We start from the raw sequence: 19,561 nt of genomic DNA, 5'->3' as shown, positions 1-19,561 counted from the left end.
ATGCGCATTCTGATCGTCGACGATCATCCCATTGTCGCCTCCGGCTGCCGCGCCGTGCTGGCCGACGAAGGCGAGATCGAGATTTTGGAGGCCGCCGACGCCGAAGACGGCGAGAGCATCTTCATCGTCGAGCGTCCCGACCTCTGCGTGATCGACATCAACCTGCCGACCGTTTCCGGCTTCGAGCTCGCGCGCCGCATCCTCGAGCGCGCGCCGGAGGCGCGCATCATCATGTTCAGCATGAACGACGACCCGGCTTTCGCCGCCCGCGCGATCGAATGCGGCGCCAAGGGCTATGTTTCCAAGACCGGCGACCCCGACGATCTCGTCGAGGCGATCCGCACCGTCGGTGGCGGCGGCACCTATCTTCCGAGCGCAATCGCCCGCAGCATCGCCTTCGCAGGGCCGACGCTGGCGCAGAACCCGCTATCGAAGCTGAACGCGCGCGAGATGGAGATCTTGCGGCTGCTCAGCGCCGGAAAGAGCCTGTCGGAGATCGCCTGGCTGGTGCAGTCGTCCTATAAGACGGTCGCCAACACCTCCTCGATCATGCGCCAGAAGCTCGGGGTGAAGACCTCGGTCGAGCTGGTGCGGCTGGCGATCGACAGCGGCGTGGCCTAAAAGCGCGCCACAAATTTCGGTCACACACGCATTGCATTCTTGATGTGGTGAGATGCCACGGAGCAAAACGGCATGACGATCCAGACTGTCTCGACCAATACATCCTACGGCGGCGTGCAGGGCGTGTATCGCCATGCAAGCCAGGCGACCGGAACCGACATGGTGTTCTCGGTCTACGTGCCGCCCCATGCCGCCGGCGCCAAGCTGCCCGTGGTCTGGTACCTCTCAGGCCTCACCTGTACGCACGCCAACGTCACCGAAAAGGGCGAATTCCGCAAAGCCTGCGCCGAGCTCGGCCTGATCTTTGTCGCGCCCGACACGAGCCCGCGCGGGCCCGACGTGCCGGGCGACGCCAACAATGCCTATGATTTCGGCCTGGGCGCCGGCTTCTACGTCGACGCCACGCAAGAGCCGTTCGCACGCAATTACCGCATGTGGAGCTATGTCACCGACGAGTTGCCCAAACTCGTGGCGGGAAATTTTCCCGTCGATGCCAAGCGGCAGTCGGTGATGGGCCATTCGATGGGCGGCCACGGCGCGCTGACGGTGGTACTGCGCAACCCACACCGCTATCGCGCGGCCAGCGCCTTTGCGCCGATCGTGGCGCCGTCTCAGGTGCCGTGGGGGATCAAGGCGCTGACCGGCTATCTCGGGCCGAACAAGGATGCCTGGCGCAGCCATGACACGGTGGCCCTGATCGAGGACGGCGCCAAATATTCGGGCTTCCTGGTCGACGTTGGCGAAGCCGACAATTTCCTGAAGGAGCAGCTCAAGCCGGAACTGCTGGAGGCCGCCTGCGCCAAGGCGAACATCCCGCTGACGCTGCGGCGTCAGCCGGGCTACGACCACAGCTATTATTTCATCTCGACCTTCATGAGCGACCATCTGCACTGGCATGCGGAAAGACTGAAGGGGTGAACCTTTTCTTCTCCCTCGCCCCGCTTGCGGGGAGAGGGTCGGGGTGAGGGGGACTCTCCGCACGCGGGAGAGGCGAACACCTCACGGCTTGCCGTAATTCGGCGCGAGCAGGCGGTTGCGGATCAGATAGCTCATCGTGCGCGACCAGGATTCGTCGGTGTTGCCGCGCATATCTGCGCTCGCCGCCGCGATCATGTTGCCGGTCTTCACGTCGCGCAGATAGATGTTGAGGTTGATGATCAGGTTCGAGACCTTCTGCACCATGCCGGTGATCTCGAGGTCTGCACCTATCTGCCCGGCAAGCTTGAGATCGCAGCCGCCGCAGGCCTGCAGATTGCTGTGACGGGCGGCATCCCTCACCGGCGCGATATCGAGCACCTCGAACCTGCCTGATTCCGCCAGCTCTTTGCGCAACTGCTCGCTGATATGCGCGAGCCGCGCCTCCTCCGGCCGGGAGCCATAGAACTCGCCGGGCAGGCTGGTGTCGATCAGCTCGAAATCAAATATTGCAAGCTTTGGCGGATCAGCGAGCGCAGCCGCCCCCGTCAACAGCAATGCGGCGAAACACAGCAGCGCTCGCACGATCGTGATTCCGGCGCTGGTGCGCGCGAGGACGAAATGCGGGGTTGCAAGCCTTGCCAAATCGGTCATGCTTCCAGCAGAAACAATTCTCCACCGGCGGTCAAGCCGGCGAGGATTCTTGGAGGAAACATGATCCGATGGTTGGTCGGCCTGATTGGCCTCGCTCTTGCGGCGACGCAGGCGCTGGCGGCTGACCCCATTGAGATTGGTGTCGGCTATCTCGGCGTCGCCGGCACCAAATCGACGCTGTCGCTGGTCGAGCAGCCGGCCGACAATGACGGCCTTGCCGGCGCCAGGCTCGCCATCGAGGACAACAACACCACCGGAAAGTTTCTCAACCAGCATTTCACGCTGGAGGAACGCCGTATCAAGGAAGGCGAAGACCCGGTCCAGGCCGCGACCGCGCTTGCCGAGAAGAACGGCTTCATCATCGCCGACCTGCCCGCCGACGCGCTGCTCAAGGTCTCCGATGCCCTGCGCGATCGCGGCACGCTGCTGTTCAACGCGGGGGCCATCGACGACCGGCTGCGCGAGGCCGATTGCCGCGCCAATGTGATCCACGCCGCGCCGACGCGGTCGATGCTGGCGGATGCGCTCGGCCAGTACCTGGTGTGGAAGAAGTGGTCGCGCTGGCTGCTGGTGGTCGGCTCGCATGACGCAGACAAGCTGTACGCCGATGCGCTCCGCCGCGCCGCGACGCGGTTCGGCGCCAAGATCGTGCAGGACCGCACCTTTGAGGATACCGGCGGCGCGCGCCGCACGGACTCCGGCGTGACGCTGATCCAGCGCCAGATGCCGGTGTTCACGCAACAGGCCCCCGCTTACGACGTGCTGGTCGCCGCCGACGAGAGCGAGGTGTTCGCCGCTTATCTGCCCTACCGCACATGGGATCCCCGTCCGGTCGCGGGCTCGGCCGGCCTCATGCCACGCAGCTGGGATGCCGCGCAGGACCAATGGGGCGCGACGCAGATGCAGAACCGCTTCATGAAGCTGAACTCGCGGCGCATGACCGCGCTCGACATGCAGGCCTGGACCGCGGTGCGGATGATTGGCGAGGCCACCTCGCGCACCAATTCCGGTGACGTCAAGAAGGTCACCGATTTCATCAGGGGTCCGGATTTCTCGGTCGCCGCCTTCAAGGGCACCAAGCTGACGCTGCGCGACTGGAATCTCCAATTGCGTCAGCCGATCCTGCTGGTCGACGGCCGCATGGTGGTGTCGGTGTCGCCGCAGGAAGGATTTCTGCACCAGGTCTCCGAGCTCGACACGCTCGGCTACGATCGCCCGGAGAGCAAATGCAAGCTGAAATGAGAACGCGGATGTTGCGTGTGGGATTGCTGTCCGGACTGGTGCTCGCCGCTTCCCCCGCGCATGCCTTCATCGCCTATGTCTCGAACGAGAAGAGCAACACGGTGTCGGTGATCGACACCGAGAGCTGGACCGTGACCAAGACCATCAAGGTCGGCCAGCGGCCGCGCGGCATCGACTTCACCCGCGATGGGAAATTCGTCATGGTCGCGGTCGGCGACGACGACACCATCCAGATGATCGACGCCAAGACCCAAGCCGTGGTGGACACTCTGCCCTCCGGTCCCGACCCCGAATTGTTCGCCCAGGATGCCGCCGGCAAGACGCTCTATGTCGCCAACGAGAACGACAACACCGTGACCGTGATCGACCTGGAGAAGCGCGCCCGCCTCGGCGACATCCAGGTCGGCGTCGAGCCCGAAGGCATGACCATCAGCCCCGACGGCAAGACCCTGATCAACACGTCGGAAACGACCAACATGGCGCATTTCATCGACACGTCGTCGCGCCAGATCGTCGCCAACGTGCTGGTCGATGCCCGGCCACGCTTTGCCGAGTTCAAGCACGACGCCTCGGAATTGTGGGTATCCTCCGAGATCGGCGGCACCGTGTCGATCGTCGATCCCGGCAAGCACGAGGTGATCGGCAAGGTCACTTTCGAGATTCCCGGCTTGCGAAAAGAGGCGATCCAGCCGGTCGGCATCGGCATGACCAAGGACGACAAGACCGCCTTCGTCGCGCTCGGCCCCGCCAACCGCGTTGCCGTGGTCGACACTGCGACGCGCAAGGTGACGAAATATCTGCTGGTGGGTCAGCGCGTCTGGCACATGGCCTTCACGCCGGACGAGAAATACCTCCTCACCACCAACGGCGTCTCGAACGACGTCTCCGTCATCGACGTCGCCGCGCAGAAGGTGATCAAGACCATTCAGGTGGGCGAATTGCCCTGGGGCATCACGATCGCGCCATGACCAGCCCCGCTCCCATCGCCGAGCCGCAGGGAATGCCGAGGCCTGATCCAGCCGCGGTGCCCGCCCTGTCGATCGACCGCGTCAGCCATTCCTACGGCCCGCGCCGCGCGCTGATGGATGTCTCCTTCAACGTGCGGCCTGCGAGCTTCACCGCCCTGCTCGGCCTCAACGGCGCCGGCAAGAGCACGCTGTTCTCGCTGATCACGCGCCTGTTCGGAATCCAGACCGGCCGTGTCGGCATTTTCGGCCATGACATCACCCGCACGCCCGGCGAGGCGCTGCGGCTGCTCGGCGTCGTGTTCCAGCCGCGCACGCTCGATCTCGACCTGTCGCTGACGCAGAACCTGCTCTATCACGCAGCTCTCCACGGCATCAGCCGCCGCGAAGCGGCCGCGCGCAGCGCCGAGCTGCTCGCGCGCATCGGGCTTGCAGACCGCGCCGGCAGCAAGGTGCGCGATCTCTCCGGCGGCCAGATGCGGCGGCTGGAGATCGCACGCGCATTGCTGCACCGGCCGCGGCTGTTGCTGCTGGACGAGCCGACCGTCGGCCTCGACGTCAAGGCGCGCGCCGACATCATCAGCCATGTCCGCCAGCTCGTGACCGAGCAAGGCATCGGCGTGCTCTGGGCCACGCATCTGTTCGACGAGATCATGCCCAGTGACGATCTCGTGGTGCTGCATCAGGGCAAGGTGCTGGCGCAGGGGCCGATGAGCCGCGTCATCGCCGAGGCCGGCGCGCAGGACGTCAACACCGCCTTCATGCGCCTGACAGGCGCGCAAGTGATGCCGGGAGGCGGCGCATGAGCAGCATCACCACGCGCGACGCGCCGCGCGGCTTCTCGGCCTCCGAATACATGACCTGCCTTACCGGCATCGTCTGGCGCGAGGGCCTGCGCTTCCTGCATCAGCGCGAGCGCTTTGTCTCGGCACTGGTCCGGCCCCTGGTGTGGCTGTTCATCTTCGCCGCCGGCTTCCGCCAGGTGCTCGGCATCTCCATCATCCCGCCCTACGAGACCTACATCCTCTACGAGGTCTTCATCGCGCCGGGGCTGATGGCGATGATCCAGCTCTTCAACGGCATGCAGTCCTCGCTCTCGATGGTCTATGACCGCGAGATGGGTAACATGCGGACGCTGCTGGTGAGCCCGCTGCCGCGCGGCTTCCTCTTGTTCTGCAAGCTGCTGGCGGGCACCGCGGTGTCGCTGCTCCAGGTCTATGCGTTCCTGATCATCGCCTGGTTCTGGGACATCACGCCGCCGCCGATCGGCTATCTCACCGTGCTGCCGGCGCTGATCCTGTCCGGGCTGATGCTGGGCTCGCTCGGCATGCTGATCTCGTCCGGCATCAAGCAGCTGGAAAACTTCGCCGGCGTGATGAACTTTGTCATCTTCCCGATGTTCTTTGCTTCGTCGGCGCTCTATCCGCTGTGGCGGGTGCAGGAGGGCAGTCCCTATCTGTACTATGTCTGCCAGGCCAATCCGTTCACCCATGCGGTCGAGCTGATCCGCTTCGCGCTTTATGGTCAGGTCAACTGGATCTCGCTGGCCGTGGTCGGAGCTTGCACAATCGTCTTCATGATCGCTGCGATCTATGCCTATGATCCCTCGCGCGGGCTGGCACGGCGCGGGCCTGCGGGAGGCGAAGGATGACGGTACGGACACTTGCCATGACGGCCCTTGCGTTCGCGGTCTCGACGACCGCCGCACGCGCAGCCGATCCGCGCTACCCCGACTGGCCCTGCGCGCAGGCCAAGGTGCCGGACATTTCGCTCGCAGCCGTCTGGGCCGGTCCGGTCCTCGACGACGCCGAGAGCAAGTGGAAGGACGACAGCAAGGTCAGCGCGCTGGTCTCCAAGCTCGCGGCCCGCAAGACGCCGCTGGACGAGGCCGAGAAGTCGGTGAAGGAGTTTCTCGCCGGCTCCGCCGCCGACAAGACCGCGAACGCCAAGCTGCTGTTTGCCGGGTTGTTCGATACCCTCAACGCCCAGCGCGCCCAGGTCATGAGCGGGCTCGAACGCGTCAGCCGCAAGCAGCGCGAGGCCGCCGACAAGATCCGCGAGGAGACCATCCAGCTCCAGGCGCTCCAGGACGCAACGCCGCGCGACGACACCAAGGTCGACGCCATGAGCAACCAGCTGATCTGGGAGACCCGCATCTTCGAGGACCGCCGCAAGGTGGTGCGCTTCGTCTGCGAGGTTCCGACCACGATCGACCAGCGCCTGTTCGCGCTCGGCCGCGTCATCCAGCAGGAAATGGAATAGCGTCAGCGCTGCTGACGACGTTCATGAAAGTTCCCGTGATATCAACGCGATCATTCATGTTTGCCGCGCTATCTGCCGGAACCAAATCGATCTAGGATGGCTTGTCGATGTGAATCTCCAACGCCGGGAGGCCTCGATGGGAACAGCAAAAATCATCCTCGCAGCCGCCGCAGCCACGACCGTGCTTGCATCCAGCGCCTTTGCGGACGACATGACCGGGACGGTCACGAGCATCAATCGGCTCAACAACACCATCTCGATCCAGCAGACGCAGAAGGGCACGGTCGGCGGCAGTGCCGGCGGCGCCGGCGCGCTGCAGCAGTTCAAGGCCAAGGACGCCGCCATGCTGGATGCCGTCCACGCTGGCGATCGGGTGACGTATTCCGCGACCGACGCGGATGGCGCGGGCACGCTGACGACATTGAAGAAGCAGTAGCGGCTCGCGACACGGCGTCATGGCCGGGCTCGTCCAGGACAAGCCCGGGCATGACGCTCTTCATTCACTGCTCAGGCCGCGGCTCCGGTTGCACCTCTTCCGTTGGTAGCTTCGCATGCTCCCAGCCATCGGTCCCCTCCGGATACCAGGCGACGTTGGCATAGCCGTACGCCAGCGCGCGCTTGGCCGCGTTCCAGGACATCCAGCAATCGGCGAGGCAATAGATCACGAGCAGCGCAGCCTTGTCGCCATGCGAGGCGCGCGCGAGGCCACGCTGGAGATAGTCGTCCATGGCCGGCGGCAACGCGCCGTAGCCGGTGTCCGGCAGCCAGATGCTGCCCGGAATATTCCTGCGCGGCATGTCTCGCCACACCGTGCCTGCGGGAAGATTTTTCGGCTTTGGCGCACGCGGCAGCACGTCGACGAAGTTGCCACTCTTCGCGCGCCAGATCGTCTCGGCTTCCGCTGTCGTCAGGACGCGCGCGCCTTCCAGCGTCGCCGGCACCGGCGCGCGATAATTATCGGTGCGATAGCCCTCGGGTTCGAACGGCTCCTGCTGCTGCGCCCAAGCCGGCACCGCAAGGGCGGCGGCGACCAGCGCAGCGGCAAGATGTCGCCTCATGGCGATTTCTTGGCCGTCTCCGCACCGAGCGGCCGGTCGTTTTCGTCCAGCAGGGGCACGCCGAAATCGAGCAGGATCTTGTTGATCTCGCCCTGGTTCTCCTGGATCAGCTTGTTGAGCTGCCGCTTCCAGTTCTGGTCGGCGGCGCGCACGCCCATGCCGATGCGATAGACCAGCTTTGGCCCCGTGGTTTCCTTCACCAGCGGTGTCACGTGCAACGAGCCGACCTTCTTGGCGTAATATCCCGCCATCGGCCCCCACAGCACGCCGGCGTCGATCTTGCCGGCGGCGAGATCGTCGATCATGGCCTGCGCGGAATTGTCGTAGCGCGTGTCGATCATCAGCGGATAGGGCTTTGCATCGCCCATCAGCCCGGCGATCGCCATGTTGGTCGCCGGCGGCGTGCCGGCGACGATGCCGACATGCTTGCCCTTCAGCTTGGAGTCCTCAAGCGTGTCGACGTCCTCGAGCCCACTCCCCGCTTTCATAACCAGCGCGTAGGATGTGCGATAGTATGGATTGGTGCCCTGCACGAGGTCGTCGCCCTGCGGGAAGCCCATGATGACGTCGCAGCGGTGTGCACCTAGCGTCATGCGCACGAAGCCCGTGGCTTGCGGGAAGAACACGTAGTCGAGCTTCTTGCCGAGCTTGTCCGCGAACAGCTCGGCGAGCTTGTTCTCGATCCCCTCGCCCTTCTCGTTGGAGAACGGCAGATTGCGCGGGTCGGCGCAGACGCGCAGCACCTTGGGATCGACCAGCTCGAAAGAGAGGTCACCAGCATCGGTCGTCTGCGCGCGAGCGACGCCGCCGATCGCACAGGACGCCGCCATCAGACACAGTGAAAACAACCAGCGACGATGTCGTCCGGCCTCCATCGCGCTTCCTCCTCATTTCATTCGAATGCTATCCATGCAACGCAGGATGCACCATGTCTTGCCAAACTTTGCGTTGGCTTGTTGTGCTGCAGTGCAATGCGGCAAACCCTGAACTGAGGCGGAAAAGTGTCGCAACTCACGTCAAAGATCGCAGCCCTGTCCCTGCTGGGACTGGCGACGCTAGCACGCGCCGGGGCGGCCGAATTGCCTGTGAGCGAAGTCGCGACCGGAATCTTCGTGCACTCCGGGACCATCGCCCTGATGACCCGCGAGAACGAGGGCGACATCGCCAATGTCGGCTTCATCGTCGGCGAAGAGGCGGTGGCCGTGATCGATACCGGGGGCAGCCTTCGTGAAGGCGAGGCGCTGCTGGGCGCGGTGCGGGCCCGCACCGGCAAGCCGATCCGCTACGTCATCAACACCCATGGCCACCCTGACCACGTCTTCGGCAACGCAGCCTTTGTCGCGGAGGGAACCAGCTTCGTCGGCCACAACAGGCTGCCACAGGCGCTGGCGACGCGCGGGCCGTATTATCTCGACAATTTCCGGCGCATCATGGGCAGCGAATTGATCGATCCCGTGAAGATCGTGCCTCCCAGCGTGCTGGTGAAGGACACGATGACGCTCGATCTCGGATCGCGGCAGCTGACCTTACGGGCCTGGCCGGCCGCGCACAGCGACAATGATTTGACGGTGTTCGACGAGAGCACGAAGACGCTGTTCGCGGGCGATCTCGTGTTCCTCCGCCATATCCCGGTGATGGATGGCAGTATTCGCGGCTGGCTTGCCCTGCTGAAGGATCTCGAGGCCGTTCCGGCGGTTCGCGTCGTTCCCGGTCACGGCCCTGTGAGCGATTGGCCTGCGGCTTTGGCCGATGAGCGGCGTTATCTCATGACGGTGCTGTCGGACGTCCGTACCTCGAACAAGAAGGGCGAGCCGATCCGAACCGCCGCCGAGAAGGCGGCCGCCACCGAACGGCCGCAGTGGGAACTGTTCGATGATTACAACGCCCGCAACGCAACTGCAGCATTTTCTGAAATTGAATGGGAGTAGCGGGCGCGCTAGCTTTGTCGGATAATCGCGCCGTCCGCACAGGACCCTGACCATGACGGGATGCACACGCCGCCTGCCCCTGATCGCCGCGCTGCTCGGCATTGTCTTCGCCGCGCCTGTCAGCGCCGAAGAAGCCTACGATCCCTGGCCCGGCCTGGTGCAGGATATCTTCAGCAACCGTCCGATGAACGACGGCAACGACGTCATCGCCATCGAGATGCCCTATCGTGCCGAGGATGCGGCCATCGTGCCGGTCACGCTGCGCAGCAAGCTGTCGCCAGCAGATAGCCGCCGCATCCGATCGATCACGCTGGTGATCGATCGCAATCCGGCGCCGATGGCCGCGAAATTCGAGCTCGGCGCGGATGCCAATATCACCGAGATCTCCACGCGCGTGCGCGTCAACAATTACACCGACGTCCATGCCGTGGCCGAGCTCAGCGACGGCCAGCTCTACGTCTCCAAGACCTATGTGAAGGCGTCAGGCGGCTGCTCGGCACCGGCCGGCAAGAATGCCGAGGAGGCCCAGAACCGCCTTGGCCAGATGCGCTACCGTCAATTCGCCCGCGGGGACGCGCCAGCAAGCCGCATCCGCGAAGCGCAGATCATGATCGGCCATCCCAACAATTCCGGCCTGCAGATGGACCAGGTCACGCAGCTCTATATTCCCGCCTTCTTCATCAACCAGCTGAAGCTGACGCAGGACGACAGCCCCGTGCTCTCGATGGAAGGCGGTATCTCGATCTCGGAAGATCCCAACCTGCGCTTCACCTACGTCTCAAACGGCGCCAAGCGTTTCCGCGCGGAGGCCAAGGACACGGACGGACATTTGTTCCGCAACGAGTGGGACGTGGAGAAGCCGGGGACGTAGTAGCCGCGCCGTCATTCCGGGGCGGTCCGCAGGACCGAACTATGGTGCGCGATTGCGCACCTGAGAATCTCGAGATTCCGGGTTCGCGCTTCGCGCCCCCCGGAATGACGGTGCTAAATCAGAAACACCTGACCTCGGCCTCGGCCTGCGCCCGCCGCAAATCATTCACGGCCGAATTCGCCTGCTCCGACGTCCTGAACTGGGTGCCGAGATTACCGCGGACCTGGGACATGCTGAGTGCAGTCTCCGCCGTGACATATCGTTCATAGGGGATGATCGAGGCGACCACGTCGATCGAGCAGGAGCACTGCTCGATCGCCTGCCGCGTCTCGCCATTGGCCTTCATGCAGCCATAGACATATTCCGCGCGCGCTGACGTGGGATAGTCATTGGCCTCCTCGGCCCGCGCCGCGCTGAGGCTCGCCACGAGCACGACCATGGCGGCGACAATCGGTCGTACCTGTCCCGCAAAACTCATGAGCGTCCTCCCGCTGGTTGCGATGGAAGCTATGCTATGCGTATTGTCCTGAAAAGCACTCAATCTGAGGAAATGGCTCACAAGTGATGAGAGTTTTGGCACGGACATTGGCGCTCGCGGTGGTGCTGGCGCTGGGCACGCCGGCCCATGCTGCGGACACCATCCGCCTGGCCGTGCAGAAGACCGGAACGTTCTCCTGGGAACTGGCGACGATCCGCGAGGCCGGGCTCGACAAGGAAGCCAACCTGGCGCTCGACGTCACCGAGCTTGCGAGCCCCGAGGCCGGCAAGATCGCGCTCCGCGCCGGCAATGCCGACATCATGCTGTCGGACTGGCTGTGGGTGTCGCGCGAGCGCGCGCTCGGCGCCAAGCTCACCTTCTATCCCTATTCCAGCGCGCTCGGCGCGGTGATGGTGCCGGCGTCCTCGCCGATCAAGACGCTCGCAGACCTCAAGGGCCGCAAGCTCGCCGTCGGCGGCGGTCCGATCGACAAGAGCTGGCTGCTGCTGCAGGCCCGGATGAAGCAGGACGGCATCGACCTGAAGTCCGATGCGACCATCGTCTATGGCGCCCCGCCTCTGATCGCGGCCAAGGCACTCGACGGCGAGATGGATGCGAGCCTCAATTTCTGGAATTTCTGCGCCCAGCTCGAGGCCAAGGGTTTTCGGCGCCTCGCCGGCATCGAGGAGATTTTGCCGAAGCTCGGCGCCAAGGGCGCGGTGTCCGCCGTCGGCTATGTCTTCGACGAGAGCTGGGCTGCGAGCCATCGCGACACCGTGGCGCGCTTCATCGCCATGACGCGCAAGGCCAAGCAGCTGCTGGTCAGTTCGGATGCGGCCTGGGACAAGATCGCCCCGCTCACCGGCGCAACCGATCCGGCCATGCTCAAGACCTATCGCGACCGCTATCGCGACGGCATTCCGCGCCGGAGCATCAACGACGAGGAAGCCGACGCACGCGTGCTCTATCGCGTGCTCGCCGAGATCGGCGGCCGCGACCTGGTCGGTCCGGCAGCCGAGCTTGATCCCGGCACGTTCTATCACGCAGTTCCCGGAGACTGAGGTGCTGCGCCTTCTCTCGTTCGCCCTCTTCGTCGCGATCTGGTGGACAGCCGCGCTGTTCGTCGGCGGCGCAAAGCTGCCTTCCCCGCCCGCGGTGCTCAATGTCATCATCGCCGAAGCCGCGAGCGGCGCGCTGTTCGTGCATCTGGGCGCCACGCTGGCGCGCGTCGCGCTCGCTTTCGTGCTGGCGATGTCGCTCGGCAGCGCCATCGGCTATCTGATGGGACGAGTGAAGCTTGCCGACCGGCTCGGCGATCCCTGGCTGATCCTGCTGCTCAACCTGCCGGCGCTGGTGGTGATCGTGCTGGCCTATATCTGGGCCGGGCTCACCGAGGCCGCCGCGATCGCGGCGATCGCCATCAACAAGCTGCCGACGGCGGTGGTCACCTTGCGTGAGGGCACGCGTGCGCTCGATCGCTCGCTCGACGAGATGGCGAGCGTGTTCGCAATGCCGCGCTGGCGGGCGTTCCGCCATGTCGTGCTGCCGCAGCTGGCGCCCTATATCGCGGCCTCCGCGCGCTCCGGCCTGTCGCTGGTGTGGAAGATCGTGCTGGTCGCCGAGTTGTTGGGACGGCCGAACGGCGTCGGCTTCGAGATAGGCGTCGCCTTCCAGCTGTTCGACACGCCGCGCCTGCTCGCCTATTCCCTGACATTCGCCGCGGTCGTGCTCGTGATCGAGACGGCGCTGGTGCAGCCATTCGAGGCCCGCGCAACGCGGTGGCGGCCCCGTGCGGCTTGAGGTCGAGATCACAGGCAAGACCTACAGGAGCGCTGCGGGCGGGACGCACGAGGTGCTGGCGCCGGTCAAGTTCGCGTTGCAGTCCGGCGAGGTCGGCGTGCTGATCGGCCCGTCCGGATGCGGCAAGAGCACGATGCTGCGCATCATTCTCGGGCTCGACCGCGACTTCGACGGCCATGTCGCCCGCCCGCCGCAGGCGCGGATCGGCATGGTGTTCCAGGAGCCGCGGCTATTGCCATGGCGATCGGTCGAGCAGAATGTGCGGCTGGCGGCGCCTGACGTCACCGATGCGAAGCTGTCAGAGTTGTTCAAGATTCTCGAGCTGGACGCGCATCGCAGCCATTTTCCCGGCGAATTATCGCTCGGCCTCGCGCGCCGCGTTGCGCTCGCCCGCGCCTTTGCGGTCGAACCCGATCTGCTCGTGCTCGACGAACCCCTCGCCTCGCTCGACGACGCGCTCGCCGGCCGCCTGCGCGACGAGATCGCGACGCTGGTGGCGAGTCGCCCCGTGATGACGCTGCTCGTCACCCACAGCCTCGACGATGCCATCCGTCTCGGCGACCGCCTGTTCTTCCTCTCGCCACGTCCCGCCCGCATCGTGCAGGAGGTGCCGATTGCCATCCCGCGCGCCGAACGTAGCGAGGTCGATCTCGCCAGGATCAGGACAGAGCTCGCGGCCTTGCTGCTTGAATCGAAATGAAAACTTGTGGTCAACTGTGTCAAACGAGATTGTCGAGGGAGTTCACCATGCGCCGTCAGTTGATTGCGATCGGCATCCTGTTGGTTGCGATGCCGGGCGCGGCGCTCGCGCAGACCAAGGGCAAAGGCATCCGGCTCTGGAATCTGACGAGCGAGACGATCTCCGGCTTCCAGCTGGCACCGGCCGGCAAGACCGACTGGGGCCCGAACCAGTGCCTGAATGACAAGGACAAGGAGGTCGATCACGACGAGCGGTTGCGCATCACCGGCGTCGAGCCCGGCCGCTACGACGCCAAGGTCAGCTATCCCAACTCACGGCAATGCGTCGTCCGCGACATCGAGATCAAGGCGGATGCCGTGTTCTCGATCGCCGACAAGGATTTGAAGGATTGCACGAAGTAGCGGTTCAGGCTTTGTCGTTCGGGTGCGGATATTCGCAGCGCCAGCGCACCGCCTGCCATTTCGGATGCTCACCGACCCATTGCGCGATATAAGGCGGCGCGGCCATGGAGCATTGCGCCGGTGAGCCGCCAAAGTTGAACACCAGATGCTGCTCCTCGCAGGTCGCCGGCGAGAGCACCGCACACACAGTCACCACCAGATCGATCGGGTTCATGCCGGGAATCCTTCAGGGATCATCAAGAAACTATCATAAAAATCTACGTCTCAGGCAGCCGGAAGTTTCAAACAGGCGTGAGCCATGCGGGAACGGTCACGGCTTCGCAACCACGCGCACCGACCGCCACAGAAGTCACGGACGTGCACCGGCGGCTTGCCGCCCGCCGGTTTCGTCAATAAGCTGGTTCCCGAAAACTGCTAACAGGCTGATGGCTCTTACGGAAACCTCCCGGCGCGGCGTCGCGGCCGCAGTCTGCGTGTTGGCGCTCATCGCCAGCACCTGGGCCGTTACGGGTTATGTCGGGCGAGTTGCTGCTGCCGAGACACAGCCGGACAAACCGGGTTCGGGCCGCGCTGAGCCTTCCCGCACCGCAGACAGCGACCAGCCGGTCGTCAAGCTGACGCCGAGCCAGCAGACACAGATCGGGCTCGAAACGGCGGCTCTGGAAGCAGCTCCCCATCCCGAGCAATTCCGCGCCTATGGCGCCGTGCTCGATATCTCCCGCATTACGGAGCTCGCAAACAGCTACGCCAATGCGCAAGCCCAACTCCAGACAGCGCAGGCCAAGCTCGAAGTGGCGAAGAGCGCATACGACCGGACCAAGAATCTCGTCGACTCCGCCGCCCTCCCGAAGAAAGAAGCCGAGACCGCAGAGGGAACGTTGCGGGTCGACAAGGCTGCGCTGACCGCAGCGGAATCACAGCTCAGGACTCTCGCCGCAACAGCACAGCAGGAATGGGGGCCGGTCATCGGCCGGGGAATCGTCGCGCGCTCGCCTGCCGTTGTCGGCCTGATCGAACGCGATCAGCTTCTGGTTCAGGTAACGCTGCCGCCCGGCGTCGCTGTCAGCGGCACGCCGGGGACGGCGCTGGCGCAGGCACCGACCCGGAATGCGAATATCGATCTGCAGTACATCTCTCCGGCAACGCGCACAGACCCCCGTATTCAGGGATTGAGCTATTTCTTCTCCGTGCCGGGCGATAGCGGCCTGCTGCCCGGCATGAACACCACGGTCTATGTGCCGTCGGGCAAAACCTACGAGGGCGTGTTCATCGAAGACACCGCAATCGTGCGGTGGCAGGGTCGATCGTGGGTTTACTTGCGCGTGAGCCCCGACAGCTTCCGACGGCACCCGATCAGCATGGATCAGCCGGTCTCCGATGACGACTACGTCGTCCGGGACATCCCGTCCGGCTCCGAAATCGTCATGCGGGGCGCGCAGGTCCTGTTGTCCGAGGAGGCCAAAAGCGAGCTTCGGGGCGGCGATGACGACTGATGGCACCGGCTCCGGCAGATCAGGGCCGCAAGCCGCTCTCGTCGCATTCGCCATCCGATTCCGCGGCATCGTGCTGGCGCTTGCGTTTGCGCTGCTGGGCTACGGCTTGTTCGCACTCGGCGAGGCCAAATACGGGGTCTTCCCCGAATTCGCACCTCCACAGGTGACGATCCAGACCGAGGCTCCCGGCCTCAGCCCGGAGCATGTCGAGATCCTGGTCACGCAACCGATCGAAACGTCGATCAACGGCCTGGCCGGCGTCGAGAGTCTGCGCTCGTCATCGATCCAGGGCCTCTCGGTCATAACCGTCGTCTTCCAGCCGCGCAGTGATATCTATCGGGCACGCCAATTGGTGACCGAACGTCTGGCCGTCGTCGCCGCGCGGCTGCCGCAAGGCGTTCAGCCGCCGTCGATGACGCCATTGACCCCGCTGGCCGGCACGGTGCTGGTCATTGGCCTGACGTCCGACCAACGTTCGCTGATGGATTTGCGCACCATTGCGGACTGGACCGTGGCAAGACGGCTGCTGGCCGTGCAGGGCGTGGCACAAGTCTCGACCTACGGCAAAGATGTCCGGTCCCTGCAAGTGCAGGTCCGACCGGACGATCTGATCCGCTTCCGGGTCGGCCTGAATGACGTGCTGGCCGCTGCGCGCAAGGCCACCGGCGTGCGCGGCGCCGGCTTCATCGACACGGCCAATCAGCGCATCACGCTGCAAACCCAGGGACAGTCGTTGACGCCCGAACAGCTGGCCCGCACCGTGCTTCTGCACCAAGGCGGCGCAAGCGTGGTTCTCGACGACGTCGCCACCGTCGTGACCGCTCCCGAGCCGCCGATCGGGGCCGCTCTCATCGACGGCGTGCCTGGCATCATGCTCATGGTCAGCCAGCAATATGGCGCAAATACCCGCGAGGTCACCACACGAGCGGAAGCCGCGCTGCAAGAGCTGCGACCTGGCCTCGAAGCCGACGGCGTCAAGCTCCATGCGGACATCTTTCGTCCCGCCAATTTCATCGATGCGGCAACCGAGAACGTTCTCACCGCCCTGTTGATCGGCGGAGCGCTCGTGGTCGTCGTTCTCTTTCTATTCCTGTTCGACTGGCGCACCTCGATCATCAGCTGCACCGCAATTCCCCTGTCGTTGCTGGCAGCCGTGCTCGCACTGCAGTGGATAGGTGAAACTCTGAACACGATGACGCTGGGCGGGCTCGCAATCGCGATCGGCGAAGTCGTCGATGACGCCGTGATCGGCGTCGAGAACGTCGTACGCCGGTTGCGTGAGAATCGCCGGGCGACGGTGCCGAGACCCGAGCCTCGCGTCGTGCTCGACGCTTTCCTCGAGGTACGCACCGCCGTTGCCTATGCGACGTTTGCGGTGCTGCTGGTGTTCTTTCCGGTCCTGGCGCTGTCCGGCATTGCCGGCCGCCTGTTCGGCCCCCTCGGAATTGCCTACATCTTCGCTGTGATCGCATCGCTCGCGGTCGCTCTGACGGTGACGCCGGCGCTCTCCATGCTGCTTCTCGTCGGAAGAACCGGCGGACAACGCCTGCATGAGCCGCCGGCGGTGCGTTGGTCCCGTCGCTACTACCAGGCCTTGCTGCGTCGTATCGGCCGCTTCCCGAAGCTTGTGATGACGGCAGCCGCAGCCGTCACGATCGCCGGCGCGGCGATGCTGCCTTTCTTTGGCGGGACCTTCCTGCCCGACCTTCGGGAAGGCCATTTGATTCTGCACGTCTCGGCAATCCCCGGCACCTCGCTCGACGAATCTCTTCGTATCGGCAAGCTGATGACGGATACGCTGCACCATATCCCGGGCATTCGCAGGGTGGCGCAGCACGTCGGCCGGGCTGAGGCCGGCATCGACACGGTCGGTCCGCATTCCAGTGAGTTCGAGGTCGATTTGGAGCCAGGTCTCTCGGGTCAGGCTCAATCCCAAGCAGAAGCGCGCATCAGGGAAGCCCTCGCCGACTTCCCCGGGGTTTCCTTCTCGAGCAAGACCTACCTGACGGAGCGCGTCGAGGAAACCGTCTCCGGCTTCACCGCGGCGGTGGTCATCAACATCTATGGGCCTGATCTGGACTCACTCGACCGCGCTGCACGTGACGTCGCGCGAGAGCTTGACGAAGTCGGTGGGGCCGCCGACGTGCAGCGACGCTCACCGCCGGGAATGCCGCAGGTCAATGTGACGCTTCGGCCGACCGATCTGCAGCGCTGGGGACTCGATGCGGTCGAGGTGCTCGAGCTGGTGCGCACCGCCTACCAGGGCGACATCGTCGGCCAGGGCTATGAAGGCAACGCCGTCTTCAACATCATCGTGATTCTCGATGCGCCTGCCCGCGCCCGGCTCACCCAGATCGGCGACCTGCCGGTTCGCACACCGAGCGGGGCCTACATTCTGCTCAAGCAGATCGCGGACGTCTATGAAACGTCGGGTCGCTATCAGATCCAGCACCAGAATGCGCAGCGCGTTCAGACCGTAACGGCGAACGCCAGTGGACGCGACCTCGAATCCTTCGTGGCGGCCGCCAAGCGCAAGCTTGCGCGCGAAGTCAAACTCCCACCCGGCGCTCACCTTGAATTTGCCGGCGCGGCCGAGGCTCAGGCCCGGTCGCGGCGCGATCTCATCGTGAATTCTCTGCTGGCCGGGACAGGCATCGTCGTTCTGCTCGCGATGGTGACCGGCCATTGGCGAAATCTGTTGCTGGTGATGATCAATCTGCCGTTTGCATTGGTCGGGGGGGTGCTCGCACTCGCATTCACCGGCGGTCTGCTTTCGCTCGGATCGATGGTCGGCTTCGTCACGCTGTTCGGAATCACGCTTCGAAACTCGATCCTCATGATCTCGCACTACGAACACCTCGTCCTCGTCGATGGTCGCGCGTGGGGCCCCGATACCGCGATCGAGGGTGCGGCGGATCGTCTTGTCCCGATCCTGATGACGTCGCTCGTGACCGGCTTGGGATTGCTGCCACTCGCCATCGGCGCAGGAGAGCCAGGTCGTGAAATCGAGGGCCCGATGGCGATCGTCATCCTTGGGGGCCTCATGACCTCGATGGCACTCAGCCTTTTGGTCTTGCCGACCCTTGCGCTTCGTTACGCGCGTTTCAAGGCCCGTGCAGAATAAACGCAAATCCGCGTTAAGCCCTCAGCCACACTGCCAAGTGGGTCACGACGGGGGCAAAAACATGAGCTGACAGTTGAGATGTCGGGCGCGTTGCTCGATCGCTATCGCCGCCGGACGTTAGGGAAGCCGAACGAACCGCTCCGAACGCCAAAACACTGCCGCGGCTTCGACGGCATCTGCCATCGAAGCCGCGGCAGGTCTTCAGGCTTACTTGCGCGCAGCGCAGGCGTACATGTTGATTTCCATGCCGACCGGCACTTCCACGATCTTCGGAGCTTTCCAGGCCATTCGGGGTCTCCCCAAGTATTGAGCGCGACATCGCGCCGGGCAAAACCTAGGGCTGCCTCAAGCACTGCGCAAGTCTGGAATCAAACCGCAAACACAGCGAACTGTCGCGCCACGCGCGTACAGTTCACTCTCGGACAAGCCGCCTTCGCTCCCAGTCAAGCGCGGCTGCGCTCAACGCAACAGCCGCAGCAATGCGCGGCCGGCGCGCGAGTTCAACTCCTTCGCATCCAGCGTTCCATCCTTGTCGGGATTCGCGGCGTTGAAGCGCTGCTCCACCACGGCAAGATATTCGTCGAGCGTCAGCGTGCCGTCGTGATCGGGATCGGCGGCGGCGAGTTCTTTCGCCGTTAACCGTCCGCGCAATTCGCGCGCGTCGAGCGTCCCGTCGTGGTCGGGATCGAGCTTCGCGAACAGCGCCGCTGCCGCCTTCTTCGCTTCGGCAAGATCGATGGTCCCGTCATTGTCGGTGTCGAACATCTTGACGGCACCGCCGGATGCCGACCAGGCCGGGCCAGAGAGCGCGGCAAGTGTGAGCGCAAGCGCAACTGAGCGACGCGATATCATTTGAGACCTCCTTGACCAAGACCCCCGATTCGACGGGGGATCTAACGACATAATTGCGCAAGCAAGCCCCGGTTCAAGTCCGGAAATGCAACCGGCGCACCGCAACATCACCCACCTCGCCGGCCCGCACCTCACCGCGGATCGCAGGCGCTGTATCATGCCGCGGAATTTTTTCAGCGCCTGAGCGCAAGTGAGAG

The 19,561-nt window shown here is 64.4% G+C and carries 23 protein-coding genes; 16 read left to right on the top strand and 7 right to left on the bottom strand.

The features are described 5' to 3' along the window. Positions 1-621, top strand: coding sequence for a response regulator (locus JQ587_RS12810; RefSeq protein ID WP_212298666.1), 621 nt, complete (start codon positions 1-3; stop codon positions 619-621). A 72-nt stretch (positions 622-693) separates the two neighbouring features. Further along, positions 694-1,539: an S-formylglutathione hydrolase gene (gene fghA / locus JQ587_RS12805; RefSeq protein WP_212425507.1), complete on the top strand. Its 846-nt coding sequence runs from the start codon at positions 694-696 to the stop codon at positions 1,537-1,539. Positions 1,540-1,620: 81 nt separating this feature from the next. Here fghA and JQ587_RS12800 read toward each other — a convergent pair whose 3' ends face one another. Then, a complete protein-coding gene (locus JQ587_RS12800; protein ID WP_212425506.1) occupies positions 1,621-2,190 on the bottom strand; it encodes a DUF3280 domain-containing protein in 570 nt (189 codons plus the stop codon). 60 nt (positions 2,191-2,250) lie between these two features. On the opposite strand from JQ587_RS12800, the gene JQ587_RS12795 reads away from it, so the two are divergent. The 6 genes from JQ587_RS12795 to JQ587_RS12770 all read left to right on the top strand — a co-directional run bounded on the left by JQ587_RS12795 (position 2,251) and on the right by JQ587_RS12770 (position 7,095). Next, positions 2,251-3,432 (top strand): ABC transporter substrate-binding protein, encoded by a 1,182-nt coding sequence (locus JQ587_RS12795; protein WP_212425505.1) that lies wholly within the window; start codon positions 2,251-2,253, stop codon positions 3,430-3,432. After that, positions 3,417-4,400 carry a YVTN family beta-propeller repeat protein gene (locus JQ587_RS12790; protein WP_212298670.1) on the top strand — a complete coding sequence of 328 codons (984 nt, stop codon included), beginning with the start codon at positions 3,417-3,419 and terminating at the stop codon, positions 4,398-4,400. Before JQ587_RS12795 ends, JQ587_RS12790 begins: the two co-directional genes overlap by 16 nt. Further along, positions 4,397-5,203 carry an ABC transporter ATP-binding protein gene (locus JQ587_RS12785; protein WP_212298671.1) on the top strand — a complete coding sequence of 269 codons (807 nt, stop codon included), beginning with the start codon at positions 4,397-4,399 and terminating at the stop codon, positions 5,201-5,203. The genes JQ587_RS12790 and JQ587_RS12785 overlap by 4 nt, the downstream gene beginning before the upstream one ends. Beyond that, the gene (locus JQ587_RS12780; protein WP_212298672.1) at positions 5,200-6,048 is read left to right on the top strand and encodes an ABC transporter permease; all 849 of its coding nucleotides are present in this window, start codon (positions 5,200-5,202) and stop codon (positions 6,046-6,048) included. Before JQ587_RS12785 ends, JQ587_RS12780 begins: the two co-directional genes overlap by 4 nt. Further along, entirely contained in the window at positions 6,045-6,659 is a 615-nt protein-coding gene (locus JQ587_RS12775; protein ID WP_212425504.1) for a hypothetical protein, read from the top strand. Before JQ587_RS12780 ends, JQ587_RS12775 begins: the two co-directional genes overlap by 4 nt. A gap of 136 nt (positions 6,660-6,795) precedes the next feature. Further along, on the top strand, positions 6,796-7,095 hold the full coding sequence (locus JQ587_RS12770; protein WP_212298674.1) for a copper-binding protein: 300 nt from the start codon (positions 6,796-6,798) through the stop codon (positions 7,093-7,095). Positions 7,096-7,159: 64 nt separating this feature from the next. Here JQ587_RS12770 and JQ587_RS12765 read toward each other — a convergent pair whose 3' ends face one another. Both JQ587_RS12765 and JQ587_RS12760 read right to left on the bottom strand, forming a co-directional pair. Beyond that, the gene (locus tag JQ587_RS12765) at positions 7,160-7,717 is read right to left on the bottom strand and encodes a PQQ-dependent catabolism-associated CXXCW motif protein (protein ID WP_212425503.1); all 558 of its coding nucleotides are present in this window, start codon (positions 7,715-7,717) and stop codon (positions 7,160-7,162) included. Next, positions 7,714-8,592, bottom strand: a complete 879-nt coding sequence (locus JQ587_RS12760; RefSeq protein WP_212425502.1) for a substrate-binding domain-containing protein — start codon at positions 8,590-8,592, stop codon at positions 7,714-7,716. The genes JQ587_RS12765 and JQ587_RS12760 overlap by 4 nt, the downstream gene beginning before the upstream one ends. Positions 8,593-8,718: 126 nt before the next feature. Here JQ587_RS12760 and JQ587_RS12755 point away from each other — a divergent pair, with 126 nt between their 5' ends. Then, entirely contained in the window at positions 8,719-9,645 is a 927-nt protein-coding gene (locus tag JQ587_RS12755) for a quinoprotein relay system zinc metallohydrolase 2 (protein WP_212298676.1), read from the top strand. A gap of 52 nt (positions 9,646-9,697) precedes the next feature. After that, positions 9,698-10,516, top strand: a complete 819-nt coding sequence (locus JQ587_RS12750) for a quinoprotein dehydrogenase-associated SoxYZ-like carrier (protein WP_212298677.1) — start codon at positions 9,698-9,700, stop codon at positions 10,514-10,516. Between the two features lie 118 nt (positions 10,517-10,634). On the opposite strand, the gene JQ587_RS12745 is transcribed toward JQ587_RS12750, so the two are convergent. After that, the gene (locus JQ587_RS12745) at positions 10,635-10,994 is read right to left on the bottom strand and encodes a hypothetical protein (protein ID WP_212425501.1); all 360 of its coding nucleotides are present in this window, start codon (positions 10,992-10,994) and stop codon (positions 10,635-10,637) included. An 86-nt stretch (positions 10,995-11,080) separates the two neighbouring features. On the opposite strand from JQ587_RS12745, the gene JQ587_RS12740 reads away from it, so the two are divergent. From JQ587_RS12740 to JQ587_RS12725, 4 genes are read left to right on the top strand one after another with little or no spacing between them, the layout of a single operon-like run. After that, the gene (locus JQ587_RS12740; protein ID WP_212425569.1) at positions 11,081-12,055 is read left to right on the top strand and encodes an ABC transporter substrate-binding protein; all 975 of its coding nucleotides are present in this window, start codon (positions 11,081-11,083) and stop codon (positions 12,053-12,055) included. A 1-nt stretch (position 12,056) separates the two neighbouring features. Continuing rightward, complete coding sequence (locus tag JQ587_RS12735) at positions 12,057-12,794, top strand: ABC transporter permease (protein WP_212298679.1); 738 nt, start codon at positions 12,057-12,059, stop codon at positions 12,792-12,794. Next, positions 12,784-13,494 (top strand): ABC transporter ATP-binding protein, encoded by a 711-nt coding sequence (locus JQ587_RS12730; protein ID WP_212298680.1) that lies wholly within the window; start codon positions 12,784-12,786, stop codon positions 13,492-13,494. Before JQ587_RS12735 ends, JQ587_RS12730 begins: the two co-directional genes overlap by 11 nt. Positions 13,495-13,541: 47 nt before the next feature. Beyond that, positions 13,542-13,895 carry a hypothetical protein gene (locus tag JQ587_RS12725; protein WP_212298681.1) on the top strand — a complete coding sequence of 118 codons (354 nt, stop codon included), beginning with the start codon at positions 13,542-13,544 and terminating at the stop codon, positions 13,893-13,895. Between the two features lie 4 nt (positions 13,896-13,899). On the opposite strand, the gene JQ587_RS12720 is transcribed toward JQ587_RS12725, so the two are convergent. Next, on the bottom strand, positions 13,900-14,109 hold the full coding sequence (locus JQ587_RS12720; RefSeq protein ID WP_188104815.1) for a hypothetical protein: 210 nt from the start codon (positions 14,107-14,109) through the stop codon (positions 13,900-13,902). Positions 14,110-14,371: 262 nt separating this feature from the next. Between JQ587_RS12720 and JQ587_RS12715 the strand changes: the two genes are divergently transcribed. Together JQ587_RS12715 and JQ587_RS12710 are read left to right on the top strand one after the other, a co-directional pair. Further along, complete coding sequence (locus JQ587_RS12715) at positions 14,372-15,388, top strand: RND family efflux transporter (protein WP_249154281.1); 1,017 nt, start codon at positions 14,372-14,374, stop codon at positions 15,386-15,388. Continuing rightward, positions 15,378-18,512 (top strand): efflux RND transporter permease subunit, encoded by a 3,135-nt coding sequence (locus tag JQ587_RS12710; RefSeq protein WP_212425500.1) that lies wholly within the window; start codon positions 15,378-15,380, stop codon positions 18,510-18,512. Before JQ587_RS12715 ends, JQ587_RS12710 begins: the two co-directional genes overlap by 11 nt. Positions 18,513-18,719: 207 nt before the next feature. Here JQ587_RS12710 and pqqA read toward each other — a convergent pair whose 3' ends face one another. Beyond that, positions 18,720-18,800, bottom strand: a complete 81-nt coding sequence (gene pqqA, locus JQ587_RS12705) for a pyrroloquinoline quinone precursor peptide PqqA (RefSeq protein WP_012029362.1) — start codon at positions 18,798-18,800, stop codon at positions 18,720-18,722. Between the two features lie 171 nt (positions 18,801-18,971). After that, positions 18,972-19,364: a lanmodulin LanM gene (lanM, locus tag JQ587_RS12700; protein WP_212425499.1), complete on the bottom strand. Its 393-nt coding sequence runs from the start codon at positions 19,362-19,364 to the stop codon at positions 18,972-18,974. Positions 19,365-19,561: the final 197 nt, after the last annotated feature.

It is taken from the genome of Bradyrhizobium manausense (assembly GCF_018130615.1).
Taxonomy (GTDB): domain Bacteria; phylum Pseudomonadota; class Alphaproteobacteria; order Rhizobiales; family Xanthobacteraceae; genus Bradyrhizobium; species Bradyrhizobium manausense_A.
The sequence above is the reverse complement of the archived record's forward strand: the minus strand, read 5'-3'. Positions and strand labels throughout refer to the sequence as shown.